General features: G+C 33.7%; 15 protein-coding genes and 1 tRNA gene. 6 read left to right on the forward strand and 10 right to left on the reverse strand.

Annotation, left to right across the window (positions count from 1 at the left end):
• Nucleotides 1–49 precede the first annotated feature (49 nt).
• The 3 genes from AC2DGP_RS07205 to AC2DGP_RS07215 are packed head-to-tail and all read right to left on the reverse strand — an operon-like array spanning nucleotide 50 to nucleotide 2,893.
• Nucleotides 50–904 carry a prephenate dehydrogenase gene (locus AC2DGP_RS07205; RefSeq protein ID WP_484492337.1) on the reverse strand — a complete coding sequence of 285 codons (855 nt, stop codon included), beginning with the start codon at nucleotides 902–904 and terminating at the stop codon, nucleotides 50–52.
• Nucleotides 905–931: 27 nt separating this feature from the next.
• Complete coding sequence (locus AC2DGP_RS07210; protein ID WP_484492338.1) at nucleotides 932–2,077, reverse strand: pyridoxal phosphate-dependent aminotransferase; 1,146 nt, start codon at nucleotides 2,075–2,077, stop codon at nucleotides 932–934.
• 3 nt (nucleotides 2,078–2,080) lie between these two features.
• The gene (locus tag AC2DGP_RS07215; protein WP_484492339.1) at nucleotides 2,081–2,893 is read right to left on the reverse strand and encodes a prephenate dehydratase; all 813 of its coding nucleotides are present in this window, start codon (nucleotides 2,891–2,893) and stop codon (nucleotides 2,081–2,083) included.
• Nucleotides 2,894–3,650: 757 nt separating this feature from the next.
• Here AC2DGP_RS07215 and AC2DGP_RS07220 point away from each other — a divergent pair.
• A tRNA-Gly gene (locus tag AC2DGP_RS07220) sits at nucleotides 3,651–3,723 on the forward strand.
• Nucleotides 3,724–3,769: 46 nt separating this feature from the next.
• On the opposite strand, the gene AC2DGP_RS07225 is transcribed toward AC2DGP_RS07220, so the two are convergent.
• Nucleotides 3,770–4,411 (reverse strand): rhomboid family intramembrane serine protease, encoded by a 642-nt coding sequence (locus AC2DGP_RS07225; protein WP_484492340.1) that lies wholly within the window; start codon nucleotides 4,409–4,411, stop codon nucleotides 3,770–3,772.
• A gap of 190 nt (nucleotides 4,412–4,601) precedes the next feature.
• Between AC2DGP_RS07225 and AC2DGP_RS07230 the strand changes: the two genes are divergently transcribed.
• Nucleotides 4,602–5,483, forward strand: coding sequence for a lysophospholipid acyltransferase family protein (locus AC2DGP_RS07230; RefSeq protein ID WP_484492341.1), 882 nt, complete (start codon nucleotides 4,602–4,604; stop codon nucleotides 5,481–5,483).
• Nucleotides 5,484–5,493: 10 nt separating this feature from the next.
• Nucleotides 5,494–7,146: an ArnT family glycosyltransferase gene (locus AC2DGP_RS07235; protein WP_484492342.1), complete on the forward strand. Its 1,653-nt coding sequence runs from the start codon at nucleotides 5,494–5,496 to the stop codon at nucleotides 7,144–7,146.
• Nucleotides 7,147–7,157: 11 nt separating this feature from the next.
• Here the strand turns inward: AC2DGP_RS07235 and glmM are convergent, their stop codons facing one another.
• On the reverse strand, nucleotides 7,158–8,555 hold the full coding sequence (gene glmM, locus AC2DGP_RS07240) for a phosphoglucosamine mutase (RefSeq protein WP_484492343.1): 1,398 nt from the start codon (nucleotides 8,553–8,555) through the stop codon (nucleotides 7,158–7,160).
• Between the two features lie 185 nt (nucleotides 8,556–8,740).
• Complete coding sequence (gene rpsA, locus AC2DGP_RS07245) at nucleotides 8,741–10,537, reverse strand: 30S ribosomal protein S1 (RefSeq protein WP_484492344.1); 1,797 nt, start codon at nucleotides 10,535–10,537, stop codon at nucleotides 8,741–8,743.
• A gap of 372 nt (nucleotides 10,538–10,909) precedes the next feature.
• On the opposite strand from rpsA, the gene AC2DGP_RS07250 reads away from it, so the two are divergent.
• Nucleotides 10,910–12,778 carry a DEAD/DEAH box helicase gene (locus AC2DGP_RS07250; RefSeq protein ID WP_484492345.1) on the forward strand — a complete coding sequence of 623 codons (1,869 nt, stop codon included), beginning with the start codon at nucleotides 10,910–10,912 and terminating at the stop codon, nucleotides 12,776–12,778.
• Between the two features lie 90 nt (nucleotides 12,779–12,868).
• Entirely contained in the window at nucleotides 12,869–14,278 is a 1,410-nt protein-coding gene (gene rlmD, locus AC2DGP_RS07255; RefSeq protein WP_484492346.1) for a 23S rRNA (uracil(1939)-C(5))-methyltransferase RlmD, read from the forward strand.
• 70 nt (nucleotides 14,279–14,348) lie between these two features.
• On the opposite strand, the gene AC2DGP_RS07260 is transcribed toward rlmD, so the two are convergent.
• Entirely contained in the window at nucleotides 14,349–15,599 is a 1,251-nt protein-coding gene (locus AC2DGP_RS07260) for a tetratricopeptide repeat protein (RefSeq protein ID WP_484492347.1), read from the reverse strand.
• A gap of 16 nt (nucleotides 15,600–15,615) precedes the next feature.
• Nucleotides 15,616–18,156 (reverse strand): DNA gyrase subunit A, encoded by a 2,541-nt coding sequence (gene gyrA / locus AC2DGP_RS07265; protein WP_484492348.1) that lies wholly within the window; start codon nucleotides 18,154–18,156, stop codon nucleotides 15,616–15,618.
• Between the two features lie 262 nt (nucleotides 18,157–18,418).
• Between gyrA and AC2DGP_RS07270 the strand changes: the two genes are divergently transcribed.
• Nucleotides 18,419–20,959, forward strand: coding sequence for an ATP-dependent Clp protease ATP-binding subunit (locus AC2DGP_RS07270; protein ID WP_484492349.1), 2,541 nt, complete (start codon nucleotides 18,419–18,421; stop codon nucleotides 20,957–20,959).
• A 28-nt stretch (nucleotides 20,960–20,987) separates the two neighbouring features.
• Here AC2DGP_RS07270 and AC2DGP_RS07275 read toward each other — a convergent pair whose 3' ends face one another.
• Nucleotides 20,988–21,824, reverse strand: a complete 837-nt coding sequence (locus AC2DGP_RS07275; RefSeq protein ID WP_484492350.1) for an arginine deiminase-related protein — start codon at nucleotides 21,822–21,824, stop codon at nucleotides 20,988–20,990.
• Between the two features lie 65 nt (nucleotides 21,825–21,889).
• Entirely contained in the window at nucleotides 21,890–23,176 is a 1,287-nt protein-coding gene (locus tag AC2DGP_RS07280; protein ID WP_484492351.1) for a citrate synthase, read from the reverse strand.
• Between the last annotated feature and the right edge of the window lie 268 nt (nucleotides 23,177–23,444).

Here is a 23,444-nt window from a genome sequence, read left to right on the forward strand (position 1 = left end):
AAATTGTTTCAAAATCAGCTAAAACCTTAGCCTTCTTTTAATTTATTTTTTATTTTTTTATTCCGTTTAATATTTCTTTTATGTAATTTGTTTCCGACATTGAATTCTTCAATGCTTCTGTATCCTCGTTTTCTATCAATTCTTTAAACTCTTGAAGATTTTTTATAAAACCATCTAAAGAGGTCAAAATATTTTTTTTATTTCCGACAAAAATTGGGGACCACATCTTTGGAGAACTTTTCGCTAAACGAACAGTAGATTCAAATCCACTACCCGCCATGTCAAAAATGTTTTTTTCGTCTTTTTCAATTTCCAAAACAGTTTTCCCTAACATAAAAGAACTTATGTGAGATAAATGAGATACATATGCAATATGCTTATCATGTTCTTTACTATCCATAAAGATAGTTCTCATGTTTAATCCATCGAAAATCTCTAAAGTTTTCTGAATAGACTCCTCACTACTCATCCCTTTATCACAAATGATATTTACCTTTCCATCGAACAAATTACAAATTGCTGCTTCTGGTCCAGAAAATTCAGTTCCGGCAATTGGATGAACGGCCACAAAATTAACTCTTTTTGAATGCTTTACAACATTTTTGCAAATGTTTTCTTTAGTTGAACCAACATCAAAAACCAAGGCATCATTTTTTACTGCATCCAACACCTCTAAAGCCAGTTGTGGCGCATGATTGACAGGTATTGCTATGACAACAACATCAGCAGAATTAACAATGGAAAAATCTGCAATTTCATCAATTATCCCTAGTTCAAGTGCCTTTTTCGCATTTTCCTCACTAGAATCAACGCCAAAAACAGTCCATTGGAAGCGTTTTTTTAGTTCCAAAGCGAGAGACCCTCCTATAAGTCCCAATCCAATTACGGCTACTTTTTTATTCATTTTATTACTTTTCAATATTCAGATTCGTTAAGAAACTCTTTCCAACACTTCTTCTAGTTTCTCTTCAGAAACACATAATGACAATCTTATATAACCTTCTCCATTGGATCCAAAAACAGTACCAGGAGTTAAAAACACATCTTTTTCATAAAGCATTTTATCAGTCATCTGTTCAGAAGTAATTCCTTCAGGCAATTTTGCCCAAACAAACATCCCTCCATTTCCAACATTGTATCCACAATTTAAAGCATCTAAAATTCTCCATGTCAAAGCTCTTCTTTTTTCATAGACTGCATTTATCTCATCAAACCAATCTTTAGATAGTTCTAATGCCTTAATCGCTCCTTTTTGAATTCCGTAAAACATACCTGAATCCATATTACTCTTTACTTTCAGAACTTCTGCGAGATACAACTCTGAACCAGACACCATACCAACACGCCAACCTGCCATGTTAAACGATTTGCTTAATGAATTTAACTCTAAAGCTACCTCCTTTGCTCCTTCATATTGAAAAATACTTTTAGGATGATCATTTAGAATAAAGCTATATGGATTGTCGTTCACTAACAAAATATCGTGTTTTTTTGCAAACAGTATCAAATCTTTAAACAATTCATCAGAAGCCTTTGTTCCAGTTGGCATGTGAGGATAGTTCACCCACATAATTTTCACTTTTGATAAATCATTCTTCTCAATCTCCTCGTAATCTGGCAACCAGCCATTCCCTTCAATTAGATTATATTCTATAGCCTTAGCTCCAACTAACTTTGTAACAGAACTATACGTTGGATATCCTGGATTCGGAATTAAAACCTGATCTCCTTCATTCAAAAACGCCATAGAAATGTGCATTATCCCTTCTTTTGACCCTAGCAACGGAAGAATCTCATTCTCTGGACGTAGAGATACTCCAAAAAAATTATTGTAAAAACTAGACATTGCACTACGCAATTCAGGAATTCCTTGATAACTTTTATAACCATGAGCCATAACATCGCCTAAAGAAGATGTCAAAGATTCCAACACCTCTACTGGTGGATTTAAATCTGGACTACCAATCCCTAAGCTAATAATTGGCTTTCCTTTTGCAATTAACTGACCTACTTCTCTTAATTTCTTAGAGAAATAATACTCCTTAACATCGTTTAATCTATTTGCTTTTGAAATCATCACTTAATTCTTTTTATATTCTCCTAACACTTTACAACTAGAAACTTTAGATCTAATATCTGAAAGGGCATTTTTATATTCTTTATAATCAGTAAAAACCAAATCCGCAAAAAATGCATATTCCCATGGTTTATCGATAATTGGAAGCGATTGTATCTTAGACAAATTAACTTTATGATTTGCCAATTCCATCAACACCTCTCCGAGAGAGCCACTCTCATCCTTAAGGACAAATTTTATAGAAGCTTTTGTTGGAAACTCAATCAAATCTTTGCCTTTTTTCTCTACAATAACAAATCGCGTATGATTGTCTTTTACTGTTTGAATCTCGGAAGCCAATATATCTAGTTCGTATATTTGGGCTGCTAAAGAACTTGCTATTGCCCCAACCCCTTTCAACTTTTTTTCCTTTATTCTTTTCGCTACATCTGCCGTGTCTTTATCTTCAATCAGCTGAATATGTGGAAACTTTCTAAAAAATTTTCGACATTGAAGTAAAGCCATAGGATGCGAATGAACCTCTTTTATTTCAGAGATATCTTGTCCTTCTAAAGCCATTAAATTGTGATGAATCGGTAAGTAATATTCACCAACGATAGTAATATCAGCTTCATCAATCAACGCATAATTTGGTAAAATAGCGCCTGCTATGGAATTTTCAATCGCCATAACAGCAATATCTACAGCTCCAGACATAACTTTATCTGGCATCTCAGCAAAAGTCATACACTCCTCCAAATCATTATTTTTGCCAAAATAATTTTCAGCAACTATGTGATGATAAGATCCTTTTATTCCTTGAATGGCTATTTTCATACTTCGATATCTATATAACAAAAAAAAGTCTCGATTTCTCGAGACTTCCTAAATTGTATTATTTATTATTTATTTTTACAACACACAGAAAGTCTCGCTTCTTTTAAAAAAATAAAAGAAGAAATAGAAACTATTAAATGCAAATGTGTTTTTCATTTTCTTGATATGAGCGACAAATGTAAATAAATATTTTCTATTACCAAACAAATAGCTTGATAAATTAATAATTATCACGAAGATATGTAACACACCAATTTAAAACTATGACAAACTTCATCGTAAAATAATTTTAAAAGAAAATATTCTACCCAACACCCCTCCATCGATCCTAAACACCAAAACTCCTTTAAATATATTAGAAGAACGTGTTTTGGAAATAACTGATCAAAATTATGAATGCATTGGTGTCTACAAAAGCAAAAGATTAATCGGGGTCTCCAGGTTATGGTCATTAACAAGGCATTGTAGTGATAAGTTCTTGGACTTGATTAGGTCATCATTCATAATGATCTCAGAAGTCAAAATATTGGTCAATAATTTTTCGAGTGAATCTATCTTTACCCAAAACAAAAAGACCATGAGACAACAGAACTAAACACTTATACAGGAAACAAAAAAATCTCATAAATTTTAATTAAATAACAATTATGAAATTCATGAATACCACTTTATCAAATTGTTTAAAAAAAAACAGTGAATTTTATTGATTTTTTTCTTGGTAGATCTAAAAAAGAAAGTATCTTTGCACCGCAATACCGCGAAAGTAGCTCAGTTGGTAGAGCGTCAGCCTTCCAAGCTGAATGTCGCCGGTTCGAACCCGGTCTTTCGCTCAAAAAAAGCCTTATCTATCGATAAGGCTTTTTTTTATGAAAACATTTAATTGGTAATTCTTTTTTCAATTACAAACAACAATATTATTGGAATCGCAAGTAATCCAATCATTATTGGATTTTCAAAAATCAATTGTGGGTACAAAAGTAAAGTCAATCCAAATCCTCCGATTGCTCCTCCTAAATGCGCACTATGCCCAACATTACCCAATTGTTTTTTCATTGCATATATTGAATACAACAAATACCCAACTCCAAACACATAACCCGGCAAGGGAATTGGAATAGGAAACATAATCAAGCTCATATTAGGGTATAACATTACAGCACTATAAACAATTCCAGAGACTGCTCCAGAAGCCCCCACCGCACTGTAATACGGTTCATTTTTATGATAGGCCAAAGAAAACAAATTCCCTAGAAACATACTACCAACATATACAATCAAGAAATTAAGAACCCCAAGGGAATCTATAACGGCATCAGAGAATATGTATAAAGCATACATATTAAAACCTAGGTGCATATAATCTATATGCAAAAAACCAGAGGTAAAAAGGCGGACTTTCTGCCCTGCCAAAATTGGACCTACTTGAAACTTATATCTATCTAAAAATAATCTGTCTTGAATTCCTTTATACGAAAACAAAACGTTGATAATAATAATACTGAGTACAAAATTGTTCATAATAATAAAACGCCCGGCTAAAGATAAAACTAAATTTTAATTAAAAAAAAATATTTTTTCATACCGTTTAAATCAAAAAACAGACCATTCATTAAAAATTGCAGCTATGTTTTTCATTGAAAATTTTAAGAAAAAACGTCAAACATCAATAAATAGGTTTACTTATCTTTGCTCTTCAAAAACAATTCACATGAAGCGTTTACAATTTTTAATTGTCTACCCAATTATTTGGTTTTTTTCAAAGCTGCCATTTTTTATACTACATCGAATATCAGATATTGCCTACTTTATCTTATTCTATATTTTTAACTACAGAAAAGAAGTAGTTTTAAACAACCTTAAGCTTGCATTTCCTGAGAAAAGCAACGAAGAACTGCTAAAAATAAGAAGACATTTTTTTCGTCATTTCATTGATATCTTTATCGAAATGATCAAATCATTTACTATCTCAGAAAAAGAACTAAATAAAAGATACAAATACACAAACCCAGAAATCTTTAGAGAGCTAGAAAGCTTAGATAAAAGCGTCATCATAATGGGAGCGCATTATGCTAACTGGGAGTGGATTGTAAATCTTGCTAGTTTTACCACTATTAACTGTGTGGGAGTGTACTCTAGAATAAAAAACCCACATTTCGACAACTTGGTAAAAGAAAATAGAAGTCGATTCGGAGGAAGTTTTATTCAAACCAATCATACCTTAAAAAAAGTAATTCAAAATAAACAGAAGGGAATTCTTTCTCTATATGGGTTATTGAGTGATCAGTCTCCCGCAATTCAAAAAACACACTATTGGTCTAAGTTTCTAAATGTAAAAGTTCCAATTCATACAGGTGCAGAAATGCTTGCAAAAAAACACGACTTTACCGTAATTTACATGAAAGTAGACCGAGTTAAAAGAAGTCATTACGAAGTAGAATTTGAAATTTTAGCCAAACACCCGAGAGAATATAAGGATTTTGAAATTACTGACATGTTCTTAGAAAGAGCTGAGAAACAAATATACGCGAAACCAGAATATTATTTTTGGACGCATAAAAGATTCAAACACAAAGACCAAGCACCTTCCTAAAGGCTTCCATATGAAAAAGTATTTTTTGACCATTGTATTAGTTGGTGTCGCTATGATTAACATCATCCAAGCTTACACTACCGAACTTTTACAAGATGAAGCATATTATTGGATGTACAGTAATTTTTTAGATTGGGGATATTTTGACCACCCTCCCTTAGTTGCTTTATATATTTATGTAAGTGATATATTTTTTTCAGGTGAGCTCGGGGTCAGATTCATGTCTGCTATCCTATACAGTCTCACTGTCTACTTGCTTTGGCAGGTGATTGATATTCCAAATAAAAAAGATCATTTGAAGCTATTTTTATTAATAGTCTTGTCTACTTTTCTTTTTAATGTTTATGGTTTTATCACAGTTCCTGATACGCCTTTGTTATTTTTCATGGTGTTATTTTTAATTTCCTATAAGAGAATAATTAACGCAAATGATTGGCAAGCCTATCTTCTGTTTTCACTATCCATAGCAGGATTACTTTATAGTAAATACACTGGACTATTAATCGTAATTTTCACGTTGCTTTCAAATTTAAAACTTTTAAAAAGCACACAGTTTTGGTTGAGTATTCTTGGGGTAATTCTTTTATTCTCTCCTCACTTACTTTGGCAAATAGAAAATGATTATCCTTCTATTCGTTATCATTTATTTGAACGTTCCAATTCAAGAACCTATAGAATTGATTACACCACAACACACTTATTAAATCAAATAGCTATTATTGGTTTTACCTTTCCAATTGTCTATTTGGCATTCTACAAAAACCTCAAGAATAAAGAGCTTTTTCAAAAAGCACTTAATTTTATTGTTGTTGGATTTATATCCTTCTTCTTTTTAATGTCATTCAAAGGTCCTACACAAGCACAATGGACCATTCCCATTACTTTTCCTTTAATTATTATCACATTCTTATATTTAATAAAAAACGACAAAAACCGAAAGCTATTTAAAAAACTTGCAATCATCAACCTGATTGTTATCTGCATCGCACGAATCATCATGGCTAACGAAGGAATCATTCCAATCCAACTAGAAATGCATGGTAACAAAAAATGGGTTTTAGACGTACAAAAGGAAACGCATGGAGAAGCTAAATTATTCGTAAATTCTTATCAGAATGCTTCCCTATATTCATTTTACACTAACGAACTTACAGGCGCATATAATGCTTTTTCCTCGAGAAAAAATCAATTTAACCTATGGGACTTTCAAAATCAATTGACAAACAAAAATATTCTGTTAATTGATGGACACAATAACAATAACGCAACCTTCACTTTTAAGAAAAAAGAAAAAGGCACACTCTATGCAACAAGACTTAATAATTTTGAACCATTAAGAGATTTGAAGTATGTTTCCATAGATAAAAATTTTATATTTAATACAGGAATCAACACTGCTACAGTCTCTATATCTAATCCCTACGCTTATGGTTTCAACTTAGACAACCTAGAAACCTTAATCGTATTTAAAACCAAAAAGAACCAAACAATATCCACAACTAAGGCAATCTATAATTCCAAGAATGTAATCGTTGAGAAACAAGACTCAATACAAACTCAACTTAATTTCAATATTTCAAAAGAAATTGATATCAAAAGAATAGACCATTTTAATATTGTCATTAGAAACAATACCAAAATGGCCTATCAAAAAGTAAACTAATAAATTACGGTTTAAATACCTGCAATAGTCTTTATTTCCTCAATTGTCTTCTCTGCTAATGCATCCGCATTTTGCTGAGAATCACTTTCAGTATAAATTCTAATTATAGGCTCAGTATTAGATTTTCTTAAATGAACCCATTCTGTAGGAAAATCAATTTTAACCCCATCAATAGTATTCACGTTTTCTGACTTATGCTTTTCCGCCATTTTTGCTAGAATATCATCAACATCTAACGTAGGTGTTAATTGAATTTTATTTTTACTCATAAAATAACTCGGGTAAGAGTCCCTTAACTCTTTACATGTTTTATCACTCGTCGCTAAATGTGATAAAAACAGAGCAACTCCAACTAGAGAATCTCTTCCATAATGAGATTCCGGATAAATAATCCCTCCATTACCTTCTCCTCCAATTACTGTATTGGTTTCTTTCATGGCTATTACCACATTCACCTCTCCTACAGCACTTGCGGTATAGGATCCTCCATGCTTTTCTGTAATATCTCTCAAAGCTCTAGAAGAAGATAAATTCGAAACTGTATTACCTCCTTTCAACTTTCCTAGTACATAATCTGCACAAGCAACCAAAGTATACTCTTCACCAAACATTGATCCATCTTCATTAACCAAAGCTAAACGATCAACATCTGGATCTACCACAATTCCAAAGTCCGCTTTCTCAGAAACAACTAGCTTAGAAATAGCACCTAAATGCTCTTTCAAAGGTTCCGGGTTATGCGGGAATTCACCATTAGGCTCGCAATATAATTTAATACATTCCACCCCAAGTTGCTCCAATAAAGCAGGAATAAAAATACCTCCGGTAGAATTCACAGCATCTAATACCACTTTAAACTTAGCTTTTTTAACTGATTCAACATCTACTAAATTTAAAGCTAAAACTGCATCTATATGTTTTTGAACATAAGATCTATCTTTAGTATAGCTCCCCAGATTATCAACTTCAGCATATGAATAGGCATCATTTTCAGCAATCACCAGAATTTTTTGACCTTCAACACCGTCTAAAAACTCCCCCTTCTCATTTAAGAGTTTAAGGGCATTCCATTGCTTTGGATTATGAGATGCAGTGATAATGATACCACCATTTGCTTGCTCCATAGGAACTGCCACCTCAACAGTAGGAGTTGTAGACAAACCTAAGTCCACAACATCAATACCTAAACCTACCAAGGTGTTAGATACCAAACTACTTATCATTTTACCAGAAATACGAGCATCTCTACCAATAACAACTTTTAATGTTTCTTTGGTACCTTTATTCCTTTCTACCAACCACGTACCATAAGCACTTGCAAACTTCACTGCATCCAACGGTGTAAGGTTATCTCCAATAGAACCTCCAATGGTTCCTCTAATTCCTGATATTGATTTAATTAATGACATATTTCTATTTCGATTTATATGAATTTGAACACAAAAATAAAAAAGTACACAAGGTAAGCTTCTATATTTGACTATTTTTTTTACAAATATACAAAACTTATGTGTTCGAACACATGGATTATCCAAAAACAAAAAGAGCCGTCTAAAAATAGACAGCTCTTCTCTTATTATTAAAAAGGTTGGAACTATTCTTTTCCTTCCATTTTCTTCTTCAAGTCTGCAAGACCAGCAATATCTCCAAATGTAGATTTTTCAGCAGATTCTGCTTTCTTAGCTACAGCTTTGATATTCTTAGCCTCTTCTGCTCTAAAGATTGCAGTATGAGAAGCAACAATTCTTCTATATTCTTTGTTGAATTCTAATACTTTAAAGTCAGCAGCATCACCTTTACCAAGTTTACTTCCATCTTCTTTTTCTAAATGACGTCCTGGTACGAAAGCCTCAACTCCATCAGCAAAAACAACGATCGCTCCTTTGTCTGTTTTCTCTTTGATTGTACCTGCATGTACAGATTCGATGCTGTAAGTAGCCTCATGTCCATCCCATGGGTTATCCTGAGTTTGTTTATGACCTAAGTTTAACTTACGGTTTTCAACATCTAATTCTAGAACTTGAACATCTAATACATCTCCAACTGCTACAAAGTCAGATGGGTGCTTGATTTTCTTAGTCCATGATAAATCAGAAATGTAAACCAATCCGTCAATACCTTCTTCTAGCTCAACAAATACACCAAAGTTTGTGTAATTTCTTACTGTTCCTTTATGCTTAGAACCAACTGGATATTTCTTAGTAATATCTGTCCATGGATCTGGGTGTAATTGTTTGATACCTAATGACATTTTTCTATCTTCTCTATCAAGAGTCAATACTACTGCCTCTACCTCATCTCCAACTTTCACAAAGTCTTGAGCTGAACGTAAATGAGTTGACCATGACATTTCAGAAACGTGGATCAATCCTTCTACTCCTTGTTCAACCTCAATGAACGCACCATAATCAGCAAGTACTACTACTTTACCTTTTACTTTGTCTCCAACTTTCAATTCAGCATCTAAAGCCTCCCATGGGTGAGCGTTTAATTGCTTCAATCCTAATTGAATTCTTGTTTTTTGGTCATCAAAATCAAGGATTACAACATTTAATTTTTGATCTAATTCAACTACCTCAGATGGGTGATTGATTCTTGACCAAGATAAATCAGTAATATGTACTAAACCGTCTACACCACCTAAATCGATGAATACACCGTAAGAAGTTACGTTTTTAACGATACCTTCAAGTACTTGTCCTTTTTCTAATTTACCAATGATTTCTTTTTTCTGTACTTCAATATCAGCTTCAATAAGAGCTTTATGAGATACAACAACGTTTTTAAACTCGTGGTTGATTTTCACAACTTTGAATTCCATTGTTTTATCTACATACTGATCGTAATCTCTAATTGGCTTAACATCAATTTGAGAACCTGGTAAGAATGCTTCGATTCCGAATACATCTACAATCATACCTCCTCTAGTTCTGCATTTAACAAATCCGTTAACTACTTCACCAGTTTCTTGAGCATTGATTACTCTATCCCAAGCTTTAATTACTCTCGCTTTTTTGTGAGATAATACTAATTGACCAGAAACGTCTTCTCTTTTATCAACCAATACCTCTACAACATCACCAACAGCTAAGTTAGGATTGTAACGGAATTCGTTCAAAGAAATAACTCCTTCAGATTTTGAATTGATATCGATGATAGCGTCACGCTCAGTCAATCTAGTAACTGTACCTTCAATTACATCCAACTCGTTAACGAAACCAACAGTTCCTTCTAAAGCTGATTCAAATTCTTTCAATTTAGCTTCGTCTACAGCCTCAATACCTTCTTCGTATTTATGCCAATCGAAATCTGCTAAAAATTGTTCTGGGTTTACAGCCTCAACTGCAGGTACTTCCTGAGCTTCAACTTCGTTTTTTAATTCTTCAGACATGTTGTCTTAATTATTTGTATCCAATCATTAACCAGATTTTTTAAACGAAATTAACAATAGGAGATGTTAATTTAAAAAATATATTCAATCCTTTCTAAATCTGTACTCGTAAAAAGGAGTGCAAATTTAGCGTTTATTTTTAAACTGCACAACACATACTAAATTTTAATTCAACTGATTTTTAAACAGTTAGAAGAAACCTTAACTTAACAATATTTTTTTAATGAATGAAACACAACTTAGATCTATTAATATATTCAAAAAAGAACTCCATTCCTTAGATTAATGAAACTATTAGATGTACCTTTGCAGACTTTTAACAACGGCTAACAAAGTAGCGATATTATTTTGTAAGTCAATAACTTATACAAAATGTCTACATTTAAAGAACTAGGATTGAACGACGAAATCCTAAAAGCGTTAACCGATTTAGGATACGAAACACCTTCCGAAATTCAAGAAAAAGCTGTCCCGCAAGTTATTTCATCTACACAAGATTTAAAAGCTTTTGCACAAACTGGAACTGGTAAAACAGCAGCATTTAGTTTACCTGTATTGCAACAGCTAGATACAAATAACAAATCTACACAGGCAATCATACTTTCTCCTACAAGAGAATTAGCTGTTCAAATTGGAAAAAACATCGAGAGTTTTTCGAAGTACATGAAAGGTGTTAATGTTCTTACTGTTTACGGAGGAGCAAACATTGATGAACAAATAAGAGGTCTTAGAAAAGGAGTTCAAATAGTTGTTGGTACACCCGGAAGAACAGTTGATCTTATCAAAAGAGGAAAACTAAAATTAGAAAATGTTCAATGGTTGATCCTTGATGAAGCAGATGAAATGCTTAATATGGGATTCAAAGACGAATTAGACCAAGTACTTGAGGTTACACCTGAAGAGAAACAAACTTTGCTATTCTCTGCAACTTTCCCTAGAGAAGTTGAATCTATCGCAAGAAACTACATGGACAACCCTGTTGAAATTACAGCAGGTCAAAAAAATAAAGGTTCTGACAATGTTACTAACGAATACTATGTTGTAACGGAAAGAAACAGATACCCGGCATTAAAACGAATTTGTGACGCGAATCCTGATGTATATGGTATCGTTTTCTGTAGAACAAAAAGAGAAACTGCTCAAGTCGCTGAAAACCTAATTCAAGATGGCTATAATGCAGATGCTTTGCACGGAGATTTATCTCAAGCTCAACGTGATGGGGTCATGCAAAAATTCCGTAACAAGAGTTTACAAATGCTAGTAGCTACTGATGTTGCAGCACGTGGTTTGGATGTAAACAACCTTACACATGTTATCAACTACAAGTTACCTGATCAAACTGAAGCCTATACACACAGAAGTGGAAGAACCGGTAGAGCAGGAAACAAAGGTATCTCCATTGCATTAATTACAAATAAAGAAGTAGGTCGCTTACGCCCTATTGAAAGAAAAATAAATAAAAAATTCGAGAAAAAAGAAGTCCCTTCTGGAGAAGAAATTTGTAAAAGTCAATTATTCAGTTTGATCAAAAATGTAAAAGAAACTGAAGTAAACCATGAGCAAATTGACAACTACTTAGAAAGTATCTATTCGAGTTTAGAAGGATTAAGCAGAGAGGACTTAATTCAAAAATTTGTATCGGTAGAATTTAATAAATTCTTGAAATATTACACTAATTCTCGTGACTTAAACGAAGCGGAAAGAGGAAGAGCGGATGAAAGAGGAAAATCTAGAGACGACGAAAACATGACGCGTTTCTTCATCAACTTAGGTAGAAAAGATGATCTTAATCCAGGAAAATTAATTGGACTGATCAACGATCAAGAAATTACAGATAACGTTGAAATTGGCCAAATTGAAATATTAGACACATTCTCTTTCTTTGAATTGGACAAAAACTTTACAGATGAAACCATTAGTTCTTTTGAAGGAGCTGAATTTAATGGAAGAAGTGTAAATGTTGAAATCACTCAAAAGAAAAAGCGCTCTGGAGGCGGTGGACGAGGAAGACGTGACCGTAGAGGAGGAAGTGAAGAAAGAAGAGGTCGTGGTAGACGTTACGAAGGAGGAAATCGCTCGGAAAGAAGAGGCGGTTCTGACAGAAGAGAAGGCGGTAGATCTGACAGAAATGATAGCAGACGAAGAGACGGCGGATCAGAAAGAAGATCTTCCGATAGAAGAGGTTCTGACAGACCTGATAGATCAGATAGAAGTTCAGGTTTCGGAAGAAGAAGAAATTAATAATCAATAAAATAAGTATTATCCTCTTTACAACTACGTAGAGAGGATTTTTTTTGAGTTATATTTTCAAGAAAAAAGTATCTTTGCAAAATGGGTAGAAAAAAGAAAAATTATACGTTCGAAAATATTGAAGTTATCGACGCTGGAGCTAGGGGGAAATCAGTTGCAAAAGCTCCTGATGGTCGTGTTATATTCTTAACAAATGCAATTCCTGGAGATGTCGTAGACATTCAAACAGGCAGAAAAAGAAAAGCATACTTCGAAGGTTCTGCAACTAAATTCCATAAATATTCTGACAAAAGAGCTGAACCAAAATGTACTCATTTTGAACATTGTGGAGGGTGCAAATGGCAACATATGAAATATGAAGACCAACTTTTCTATAAAGAAAAAGAAACTATTCAAAACCTACAACGCATTGGACACCTTGAACTAGAAAACATAACTCCAATTCTAGGTTGTGAAGAATCCTATTTCTATCGTAATAAAATGGAATTTTCATTTTCTAGTAATCGCTGGCTTACCTATGAAGAAATAAACTCCGATGAAGAAGTAGACAACAGAAATGCATTAGGATTTCATATTTCTGGAATGTGGGACAAAATATTAGATGTTGAGAAATGTTATCTTCAAGAAGACCCATCCAATGAAATAAGAAATTCAATCAAAGATTTTGCAATCTCTAACGAAATCGAATTCTACAACCCAAGAGAACAAGACGGTCTTTTAAGAACCATGATGTTACGTATTCTCTCAACAGGAGAAATAATGCTTGTAATTCAGTTTTTCAAAGAAGACATAGCCAAAAGAGAACTTCTTTTAAACTTTATAAAAGAAAAATTCCCTCAAATAACCTCTTTGCAATATATCATCAACAGTAAAGGAAATGATTCAATTTACGATCAGGATATTATTTTATACCATGGTAGAGATCATATTTTTGAAGAAATGGAAGGCCTAAGATTTAAAATAAATGCTAAATCTTTCTATCAAACGAACTCTAAACAAGCATATGAACTCTACAAAGTCACTAGAAATCTTGCTAACTTAACAGGAGAAGAGCTTGTATACGATCTATATACAGGGACTGGTACAATTGCCCAATTTGTTGCTAAAAAAGCAAAAAAAGTTATCGGTGTTGAATCTGTTCCTGAAGCAATTGCAGATGCTAAAGGAAATGCAGAACATAATAAAATTGAAAACACCGAATTCTTTGTTGGAGATATGAAAGAAGTATTTACTTCTGAATTCATTAACAAACATGGACAACCTGATGTAATTATAACTGATCCACCTAGGGACGGTATGCATAAAAAAGTAGTAGAGCAAATTTTAAAAATTGCTCCCAAACGCATTGTTTATGTAAGCTGCAACTCTGCTACTCAGGCAAGGGATTTAGCCCTTATGAAACACAAGTATAAGGTCGCTAACACGCAAGCCGTAGATATGTTTCCACAAACACATCATGTTGAGAATGTAGTTCTTTTAGAGTTATTATAATTGAACTTATACAATACGAAAAAGCCTAGTGAAATTCACTAGGCTTTTTTATTTTCAAAAATCAGATATTCTATAAAGCATCTAATTTAGCTTGAGTAGCTTTTTGTTGATCGTACATCTCAAGAATTTCATACAACCCAACTAAAGTGCTTAAAGTAGCTTCATTCGTAGGTCTTAATTCTAATGTCTTTTCAAAATAAGGCAAAGCCTCTTTATACACCTCTTTTTGTTTTGCATTTAAGGCGTCATATTTTTTGAAGTTAGACAAATTTTTATTCATCTCTTCTACAATAGGTTTGGTTCTTTCCAATATTGCAACACCAATATTATTGTAAGCATCCGCATAATCAGGCTTCAATTCTACTGCTTTTTCAAAAGCTTTTATAGACTCATCTACATAACCTTGTTCTAATGTCAACACTCCAACGTTATAATACAATTGAGGATCATTAGGCTTGATCGCGATTGCCTCTTTTAAACCAGCAAGGAATTTTTCATTGTCCCCCAACTTATAGTATATATTAGCTTCACTTATAACCAAAGTATAGTCATTAGGAAAAGATTTCTTCGCTTCTGCAATCGCTGCTAAAGCACCTTTCTCATCACCTTTTGCAATATAACTCAATGCAATATTTTTAGCTATATCTCCGGCTCTAGATTCAGTTTGAAATACTTCTGGCTGCGTTGCAGCTTTTAGAATAATCTGGTTATCCATTTCCTTTTTTGTAGCAAAATACACATATTCACCATTGAGTCCTTTGGCTCTATATTGAGTAGCAATACCTGTGTATCCTAAATCTAATAGTTTTTGATAAAAACGGATTGATCTATCATAATTTTTATCCAAAAAAGCAGACAAAGCAGCATTATCCAAAAATGATGTATCTTTTTTACTCAAGGTATAGACCATTTCAAATTGATAACTTGCGTTTTTGTACTTTTCTTCTTTGTACATTTTAGAACCTGATGCAGCAAATTTCTGAACGATTGCAGACAGTGTAGTTTCCGCTTCTTTCAAATATTTTTTTTGACCTGATTCTTTTTCAAACTCTATCAATTTTTTAAAGGCCAAACCTGCAGGTTTGTCATTCTTCCAGTTTTTACCATTACCATAAATAGATTTTGCATTTATGTAATAATACTTTTCCTTTAACTTGTCATCAGCACCTTCCAACAAAGGCTCTACTGCTTTTAATTGCTCTTTCGCTGCAGCATAATCTTTCTTTTTCAAAGACTTCTCAGCGGCTTTTAATTCTTTTTTCTGAGCAAACACTGTGATGCTAAGCAATAGCATCATCAGTATGGTTAACTTATTTTTCATTAATTAAGGTTTATATTTATTCTTCTGAATTTTGGTTAATTTCTTCACTTGAACTCTCTTGGTCTTTAGGTATTTCCGCTCCATCAGTTACTTCCGCTTCAACATCAATCACTTCCTCTTCCTCATGCATTACCTTCGCAACAGCAGCAATAGAATCATTTCCTTTGATATTGATCAATTTCACACCCTGAGTCGCTCTTCCCATTACCCTTAATCCACTTACAGCAAGACGGATGGTAATACCAGACTTATTGATAATCATTAAATCATCCTCATCTGTAACATTTTTAATAGCAACAACATCACCTGTTTTTTCTGAGATATTTAGAGTTTTAACTCCTTTACCTCCTCTATTCGTGATTCTATAATCTTCTAGACTAGAACGCTTACCATATCCTTTTTCTGAAACAACAAGTATATTACTATCCATATCGTTTACGGCCACCATCCCAACTACTTCGTCTTCATCATGAGCCAAAGTAATACCTCTTACTCCTGAAGCACCACGCCCCATTGGTCGAGTTTTTTCCTCCTCAAAACGAATAGATTTACCAGACTTTAAAGCTAACATAACTTGACTATCTCCTGTGGTAAGTTTCGCTTCTAACAATTCATCTCCTTCTTTAATTGTAATGGCAGCAATACCATTTGCTCTTGGCCTAGAATATTGCTCTAACAATGTCTTTTTAACCTGACCCTTTTTAGTAGCCATAATAATATAATGGCTATTGATATAGTCTTGATCTTTTAGATCTTGAGTAACCAAAAACGCTTTCACCTTATCATCATTTTCGATATTAATAAGGTTTTGTAATGCACGACCTTTGGCGACTTTTCCACCTTCAGGAATTTCATATACACGCATCCAGAAAACTTTACCCTTCTGAGTAAAGAACATCATATATTGATGATTCGTTCCTACAAACAGATGCTCTAAAAAATCTTCGCTTCTAGTAGAAACTCCTTTTTGACCTCTACCCCCTCTATTCTGAGTTTTGTATTCAGATAGCAAAGTTCTTTTTACATAACCAGCATGAGAAATTGTAACAACCACTTTAGAATCAGGAATCATATCCTCAATTCTCATATCCGCTCCTCCAAATTCAATCTGAGATCTTCTATCGTCTCCGTATTTGCTTCTTACCTCAATTAACTCATCTTTGATAATTTCCATTCTCCTAGGCTCATTTGCTAAGATATCTTTCAAGTCAGTAATCAAAAGCATAATTTCCTCATACTCACTTCTTAGTTTATCTTGCTCCAGACCTGTCAACTGTCTCAATCGCATCTCAACAATTGCTTTCGCTTGAATTTCAGTCAGACTGAACCTTTCAATTAAACTTGCTCTTGCCTCATCTGCGTTATTCGATGCCTTGATAATAGCTATCACTTCGTCTATATTGTCACTTGCAATGATCAATCCTTCCAAAATATGTGCTCTAGCTTCAGCTTTCTTAAGTTCAAATTGAGTTCTTCTAACAACTACCTCATGTCTGTGCTCAACAAAATGATGAATCATTTGTTTTAAGTTCAACATTTCAGGTCGTCCATTCACCAAAGCGATATTATTAACACTAAATGAAGTTTGAAGAGAGGTATACTTAAACAATTTGTTCATTACAATGTTAGGAATCGCATCACGTTTCAAAATGTACACGATTCTCATCCCATTTCTATCGGATTCATCGCGTATATTTGCGATACCTTCAAGTTTCTTCTCATTGACTAACTCAGCAGTTTTCTTAATCATCTCTGCCTTATTGATCTGATACGGAATCTCCGTCACAATAATACATTCTCGACCATTCACCTCCTCAAAAGAAGCTTTTGCTCGCATAATAATTCTTCCTCTACCAGTATGAAATGCTTCCTTAATTCCTTCAGTTCCATACAAAACACCTCCTGTTGGAAAATCAGGTGCCTTGATGTGCTCCATTAACTCATCAATTTCAATATCTCTGTTGTCGATATATGCAATCGTTCCTCCTACCACTTCGGTAAGGTTGTGCGGAGGCATATTAGTTGCCATACCAACGGCGATACCTGAAGCACCATTCACTAACAAGGTAGGGATACGAGTTGGTAATACCGTAGGTTCTTGTAAAGTATCATCAAAGTTCAGTTTATGATCCACTGTATCCTTTTCGATATCAGCCATCATATCCTCAGATAGCTTCTTCATTCTAACCTCAGTATAACGCATTGCTGCTGGGCTATCTCCATCAACAGAACCAAAATTCCCTTGACCGTCAACCATCATATAACGCACACTCCAATCTTGAGCCATACGCACCATTGCATCATAAACAGATGTATCACCATGAGGGTGAAATTTCCCTAATACCTCTCCAACAATTCTCGCCGATTTCTTATAAGATCCGGTAGCCTTAATACCTAATTCATGCATCCCAAACAAAACCCTTCTATGTACTGGTTTCAAACCATCACGTACATCTGGTAATGCTCTAGATACGATAACCGACATTGAATAATCAATGTATGCCGATTTCATTTGTTCTTCTATATTGATAGGTATCAACTTATCCCCGTCTGCCATAAAAATATATTTAGTTTTACTTAGTTTTTTTTCTGATAAGCAAGATACAATTTTTACACTTTTAGGCAAGAAATACTAGCGCTTCATTTACATAGAGTTATTAACATTTTCACAGGGTTTTCAACATCATTTATACAACTGAAAATCAGCTACTTTTTTTATAAAAAAATGTTAATAATATAATTTTTACCCAACTATAAACTAAATTTTGTAATTTTTTATAAAAATTTCTACTAAATTTACCTAAATCAAAACAAAAACTATGGACGATAATTTCTCACAAAAAGTAAAAGATGTTATAGGATACAGCAAAGAGGAAGCATTAAGACTGAGCCATGATTTTATTGGTACTGAACACTTAGTTTTAGGCATCCTAAGAAAAGCTGAAGGGAAAGCTATTGACATATTGACAACTCTAGATATAAATCTAGATTATTTAAAGAAAAAAATTGAGGCTTTGAACCCTTCAGAGCCAGGAATCAGCGATGAAGCTGACAAGAAAAAACTTCATTTGACTAGACAAGCCGAAAAAGCATTGAAAACAACCTTTTTAGAAGCTAAACTATATCAAGATACCGCAGTCAATACTGCACATCTATTATTATGCATATTGCGTAATGAAAACGACCCAACAACGAAACTGTTGAATAACTTTGAAATCAATTATAACGATGTAAAATCATTATTCAAACAACTTGAAAGTGGTACGGATCATTTACCTGAATTACCGACAGCAGAAAGTGGACAAGATGATGAATTCTCTGAGAACAAACCCAATCCGTTTGACCCACAGCCGGCAAAAAGTAAGGCCAATACCAAATCTAAAACTCCTGTATTGGATAATTTTGGTAGAGACTTAACAGCCATGGCCGAGGATCATACTTTAGATCCAGTGGTTGGACGTAAGGAAGAGATTGAACGTGTTTCTCAAATATTAAGTAGAAGAAAAAAGAACAACCCAATGTTAATTGGTGAACCAGGAGTAGGTAAATCTGCAATTGCAGAAGGACTAGCTTTAAGGATTGTACAAAGAAAAGTTTCAAGAATTCTTTTTGATAAGCGAATTATCTCTCTTGATCTTGCTAGTTTAGTTGCCGGAACAAAATATAGAGGTCAGTTTGAAGAAAGAATGAAGGCCTTGATGAATGAACTAGAGAAAAACAAAGATATCATCTTGTTCATTGATGAAATTCATACGATTGTTGGTGCAGGTGGAGCTACTGGATCTCTAGATGCTTCTAACATGTTGAAACCTGCTCTGGCCAGAGGTGAAATTCAATGTATTGGCGCGACTACTCTTGATGAATATCGACAAAACATAGAAAAGGATGGTGCTTTAGAAAGACGTTTTCAAAAAATAATTGTAGAGCCTACATCCATTGATGAAACTGTGCAGATTCTTCATAATATAAAAGAAAAATATGAAGACCATCATAATGTTTTATACACGGAAGATGCTATAGAAGCATGTGTAAAATTAACAAACAGGTACATGACAGATAGATTCTTACCAGACAAGGCTATTGATGCTTTAGATGAAGCTGGTTCAAGAATTCATATCACCAATATTGTTGTACCTGAACAAATCCTAGAACTTGAAAAAAGATTGGAGGACATAAAAGAAAGCAAAACAAACGCTGTGAACCGTCAAAAGTACGAAGAAGCAGCAAAGCTTAGAGATGATGAGAAAAACATCGAGGCTGCCTTAAAATCTGCTCAAAACCAATGGGAAGAGGCATCTAAAGAGAACAAACAAATTGTAACAGAAGATAATGTTGCAGAAGTTGTTTCTATGATGACAGGAATTCCTGTTAATCGTGTGGCGGAAGCGGAATCAAATCGATTAGGTGAATTGCCAGACAAAATTAAGGGAAAAGTTATTGGTCAGGATGACGCGGTTGCGAAGGTAGTTAAAGCAATTCAGAGAAACAGAATTGGTTTAAAAGACCCAAACAAACCAATTGGTTCTTTTATTTTTCTTGGATCTACCGGTGTTGGAAAAACACAATTAGCAAAAATTCTTGCTAGTGAATTATTTGACTCTAGCGATTCATTAATTCGTATTGACATGAGCGAATACATGGAAAAATTCTCTATTTCTAGGTTAATTGGAGCTCCTCCAGGGTATGTAGGTTATGAAGAAGGAGGTCAATTAACTGAAAAAGTCAGAAGAAAACCTTATGCTGTTGTTCTTTTGGATGAAATTGAAAAAGCGCACCCAGATGTATTTAACATGTTACTACAAATTTTGGACGAAGGTTTTGTAACAGACAGTTTAGGACGTAAAATAGATTTTAGAAACACTGTAATTATAATGACATCTAACATTGGTGCTCGTCAATTGAAAGACTTTGGCGGTGGTGTTGGTTTCGGGACTGCAGCAAAAGTTGAACAAGCGAACGACCATGCGAAAGGTATTATTGAAAACGCTTTAAAAAAATCTTTTGCTCCTGAATTCATTAACAGAATAGATGATGTGATTATATTCAACGCACTAGAAAAAGCTGATATTCACAATATCATTACAATTGAATTGAAAAAGCTTTTAGATAGGGTTTCTTCACTAGGATACGAACTTCAACTTAGTGAAACTGCTAAAGATTATATCGCTGAAAAAGGGTTTGACAAAAATTATGGCGCTAGACCTCTTAAACGAGCTATTCAAAAATACGTTGAAGATGCTTTAGCTGAGGAAATTGTTAATTCAAAACTTTCAGAAGGAGATTCAATCTTAATGGATCTAGATAAAAAAAGTAACGAACTAACGGTAAAAATAAAGAAGAACAAAGAAAAAATAGAATAACAAAGAAAGGAGCCAAATGGCTCCTTTTTTATTTTATTATTTCATTCATCATTGCTCCCAAACTATGATTCCCGAATCCTTCTATCTTCTCACAGTCAAAAACCCTGATCCTTCCTAAACTCGAAATCCTATCAAGTTGTTCCTTTCTAAAAGAATTAAAAGCCGTTTTAGACATTAAGACTAAACTATTCCCTTTTTTGTCTCGACACTGAACAGTATCGTTAACATAGTTTTCTACTTGATGTTTCTCAACATAAATAATTTCTCTGCCACTATTTTTCAAATATGTCAATACAAGCTTCCGCTCTTTTTTATTTAGTATTCCAGAAGAACATAGCAACACAAAATCTTCACAAATCTTTATAATATTCGAAGTTTTCATTCTTTCATTATTTAGAAAAGCATCCTCATTAAACAAAATAGGAGTATATTCTAACTCTTCACAAAACTCAATAAAAAGATCCGGATCACTTAACTGAGAGGCACTACAATAAGCAACTCTATTAATTTTATCTAGTACAACACTACTTAAACCATGAAAAAACACGCCTTCGATTTCAGCTTCGGTAAAATCAATTACATTAGTAACATCAAAATTATTTTCTTCCAACAACTCGAAAACCAAATCGTTTCTTTCCCGTTGCCTATCTAAAAGAGCCATTGGATACACCACAACAACACGATCATCATCAAAGGATATCCAATCTCTCGAACACAAATATTGGTTTCCTTTAACTGCATCAGAAGCGGGTAGCATAAGAATTTCCAATCCTAACGTTCTTAACTCAGATACTATATTTTGAAATTCAAATTTTAACTGCTCCTCACCATTTTGTGGTGTTACCATTAAATAAAATTCAGTCATAAAATATTATTAACATAAAAAACCCCCATAGTAAAACTATGGGGGTTCAAATATAAATTATTTAATTATCTTTTTTCAATAGATTCAAAACCTCTTAAAACTTCACCAGTATAAAGCTGACGAGGACGTCCAATTGGTTCATGCTTAATTCTCATTTCTTTCCATTGAGCAATCCAACCTGGTAACCTTCCTAATGCAAACATTACGGTAAACATCTCTACTGGAATTCCTAATGCACGATAAATAATACCAGAGTAGAAATCAACATTTGGATATAAATTACGCGATTTAAAATACTCATCATTTAAAGCCACTTTTTCTAAACCTTTTGCAATTTCCAATACTGGATCATTTATTCCAAGGTCTGCTAACACTTCCTCAGCCGCAACTTGAATAATTTTTGCACGAGGATCAAAATTCTTATAAACTCTGTGTCCGAATCCCATTAAACGGAAAGGATCATTTTTATCTTTTGCTTTGGCAATATATTTATTATAATCTCCACCATCATTTTTAATATCTTCCAACATTTCAATAACAGCTTGATTAGCCCCACCATGCAATGGCCCCCATAATGCAGAGATTCCAGCAGAAATAGACGCAAACAAACCAGCGTGAGAAGAACCCACAATTCTTACTGTAGAAGTCGAACAGTTTTGCTCATGATCGGCATGTAAAATCAATAACTTATCCAACGCATTTAAAACTACAGGATTCGCTTTAAAGTCACAGTTCGGTTTAGAGAACATCATTTTGTACATGTTTTCAACATAGCCCAAATTAACATCTCCATAATCTAATGGCAATCCTTGTTTTTTACGTAAAGTCCATGCTGCAAGAACTGGGAATTTAGCTAAAAGTTTAACAATCGCGTCATACATATCTTCTCTAGATTCGATATTTACCGATTCCGGATTAAACGCAATCAAAGAACTTGTTAATGCAGAAACAACTCCCATAGGATGGGCTGACTTAGGAAAACCATCTAATATCTTTTTGATATCTTCATCAACTAAAGATTCTGCAAGGATATCATCATGGAATTTCTTTAACTCTGCTTCCGTCGGCAATTCTCCGAAAATTAACAAGTATGAAGTTTCTAAAAAATTTGACTTACTAGCTAAATCTTCAATTGAATATCCTCTATACCTAAGAATACCTTTTTCACCGTCCAAAAAAGTTACAGCACTTTCACAAGACCCTGTATTTTTATATCCTGAATCCAACGTAATAACTCCTTCAGTAGCGGCTCTCAATGATTTTATATCAATTGCTAATTCATTTTCAGTCCCCTTTAATAAAGGAAATTCGTACTCTTTACCGTTTACTTTTAGTTTCGCTGTTTCAGACATATTTTAATTTTTTTTGTTGGATTTTAAGCTTCTCTTTCCAAGAGATGCAAATTTACATAAAATCCCTTGTTTTTCTACCAAAAAAATTCGCAATAAAATCGGTGAATTTTTAATAATTACACAATTTTACATCAACTAACACAGATAGTGTTAGTGTAAATATGCGAATTTCGCTAATTCATCATGAAAACAATAATTGGTTTCCCAATTAAAATAAGGATAATTGTAACAAAAAAAGCCGTTTCAAAAATGAAACGGCTTTTTATAT

It is taken from the genome of Flavicella sp. IMCC45537 (assembly GCF_057197705.1).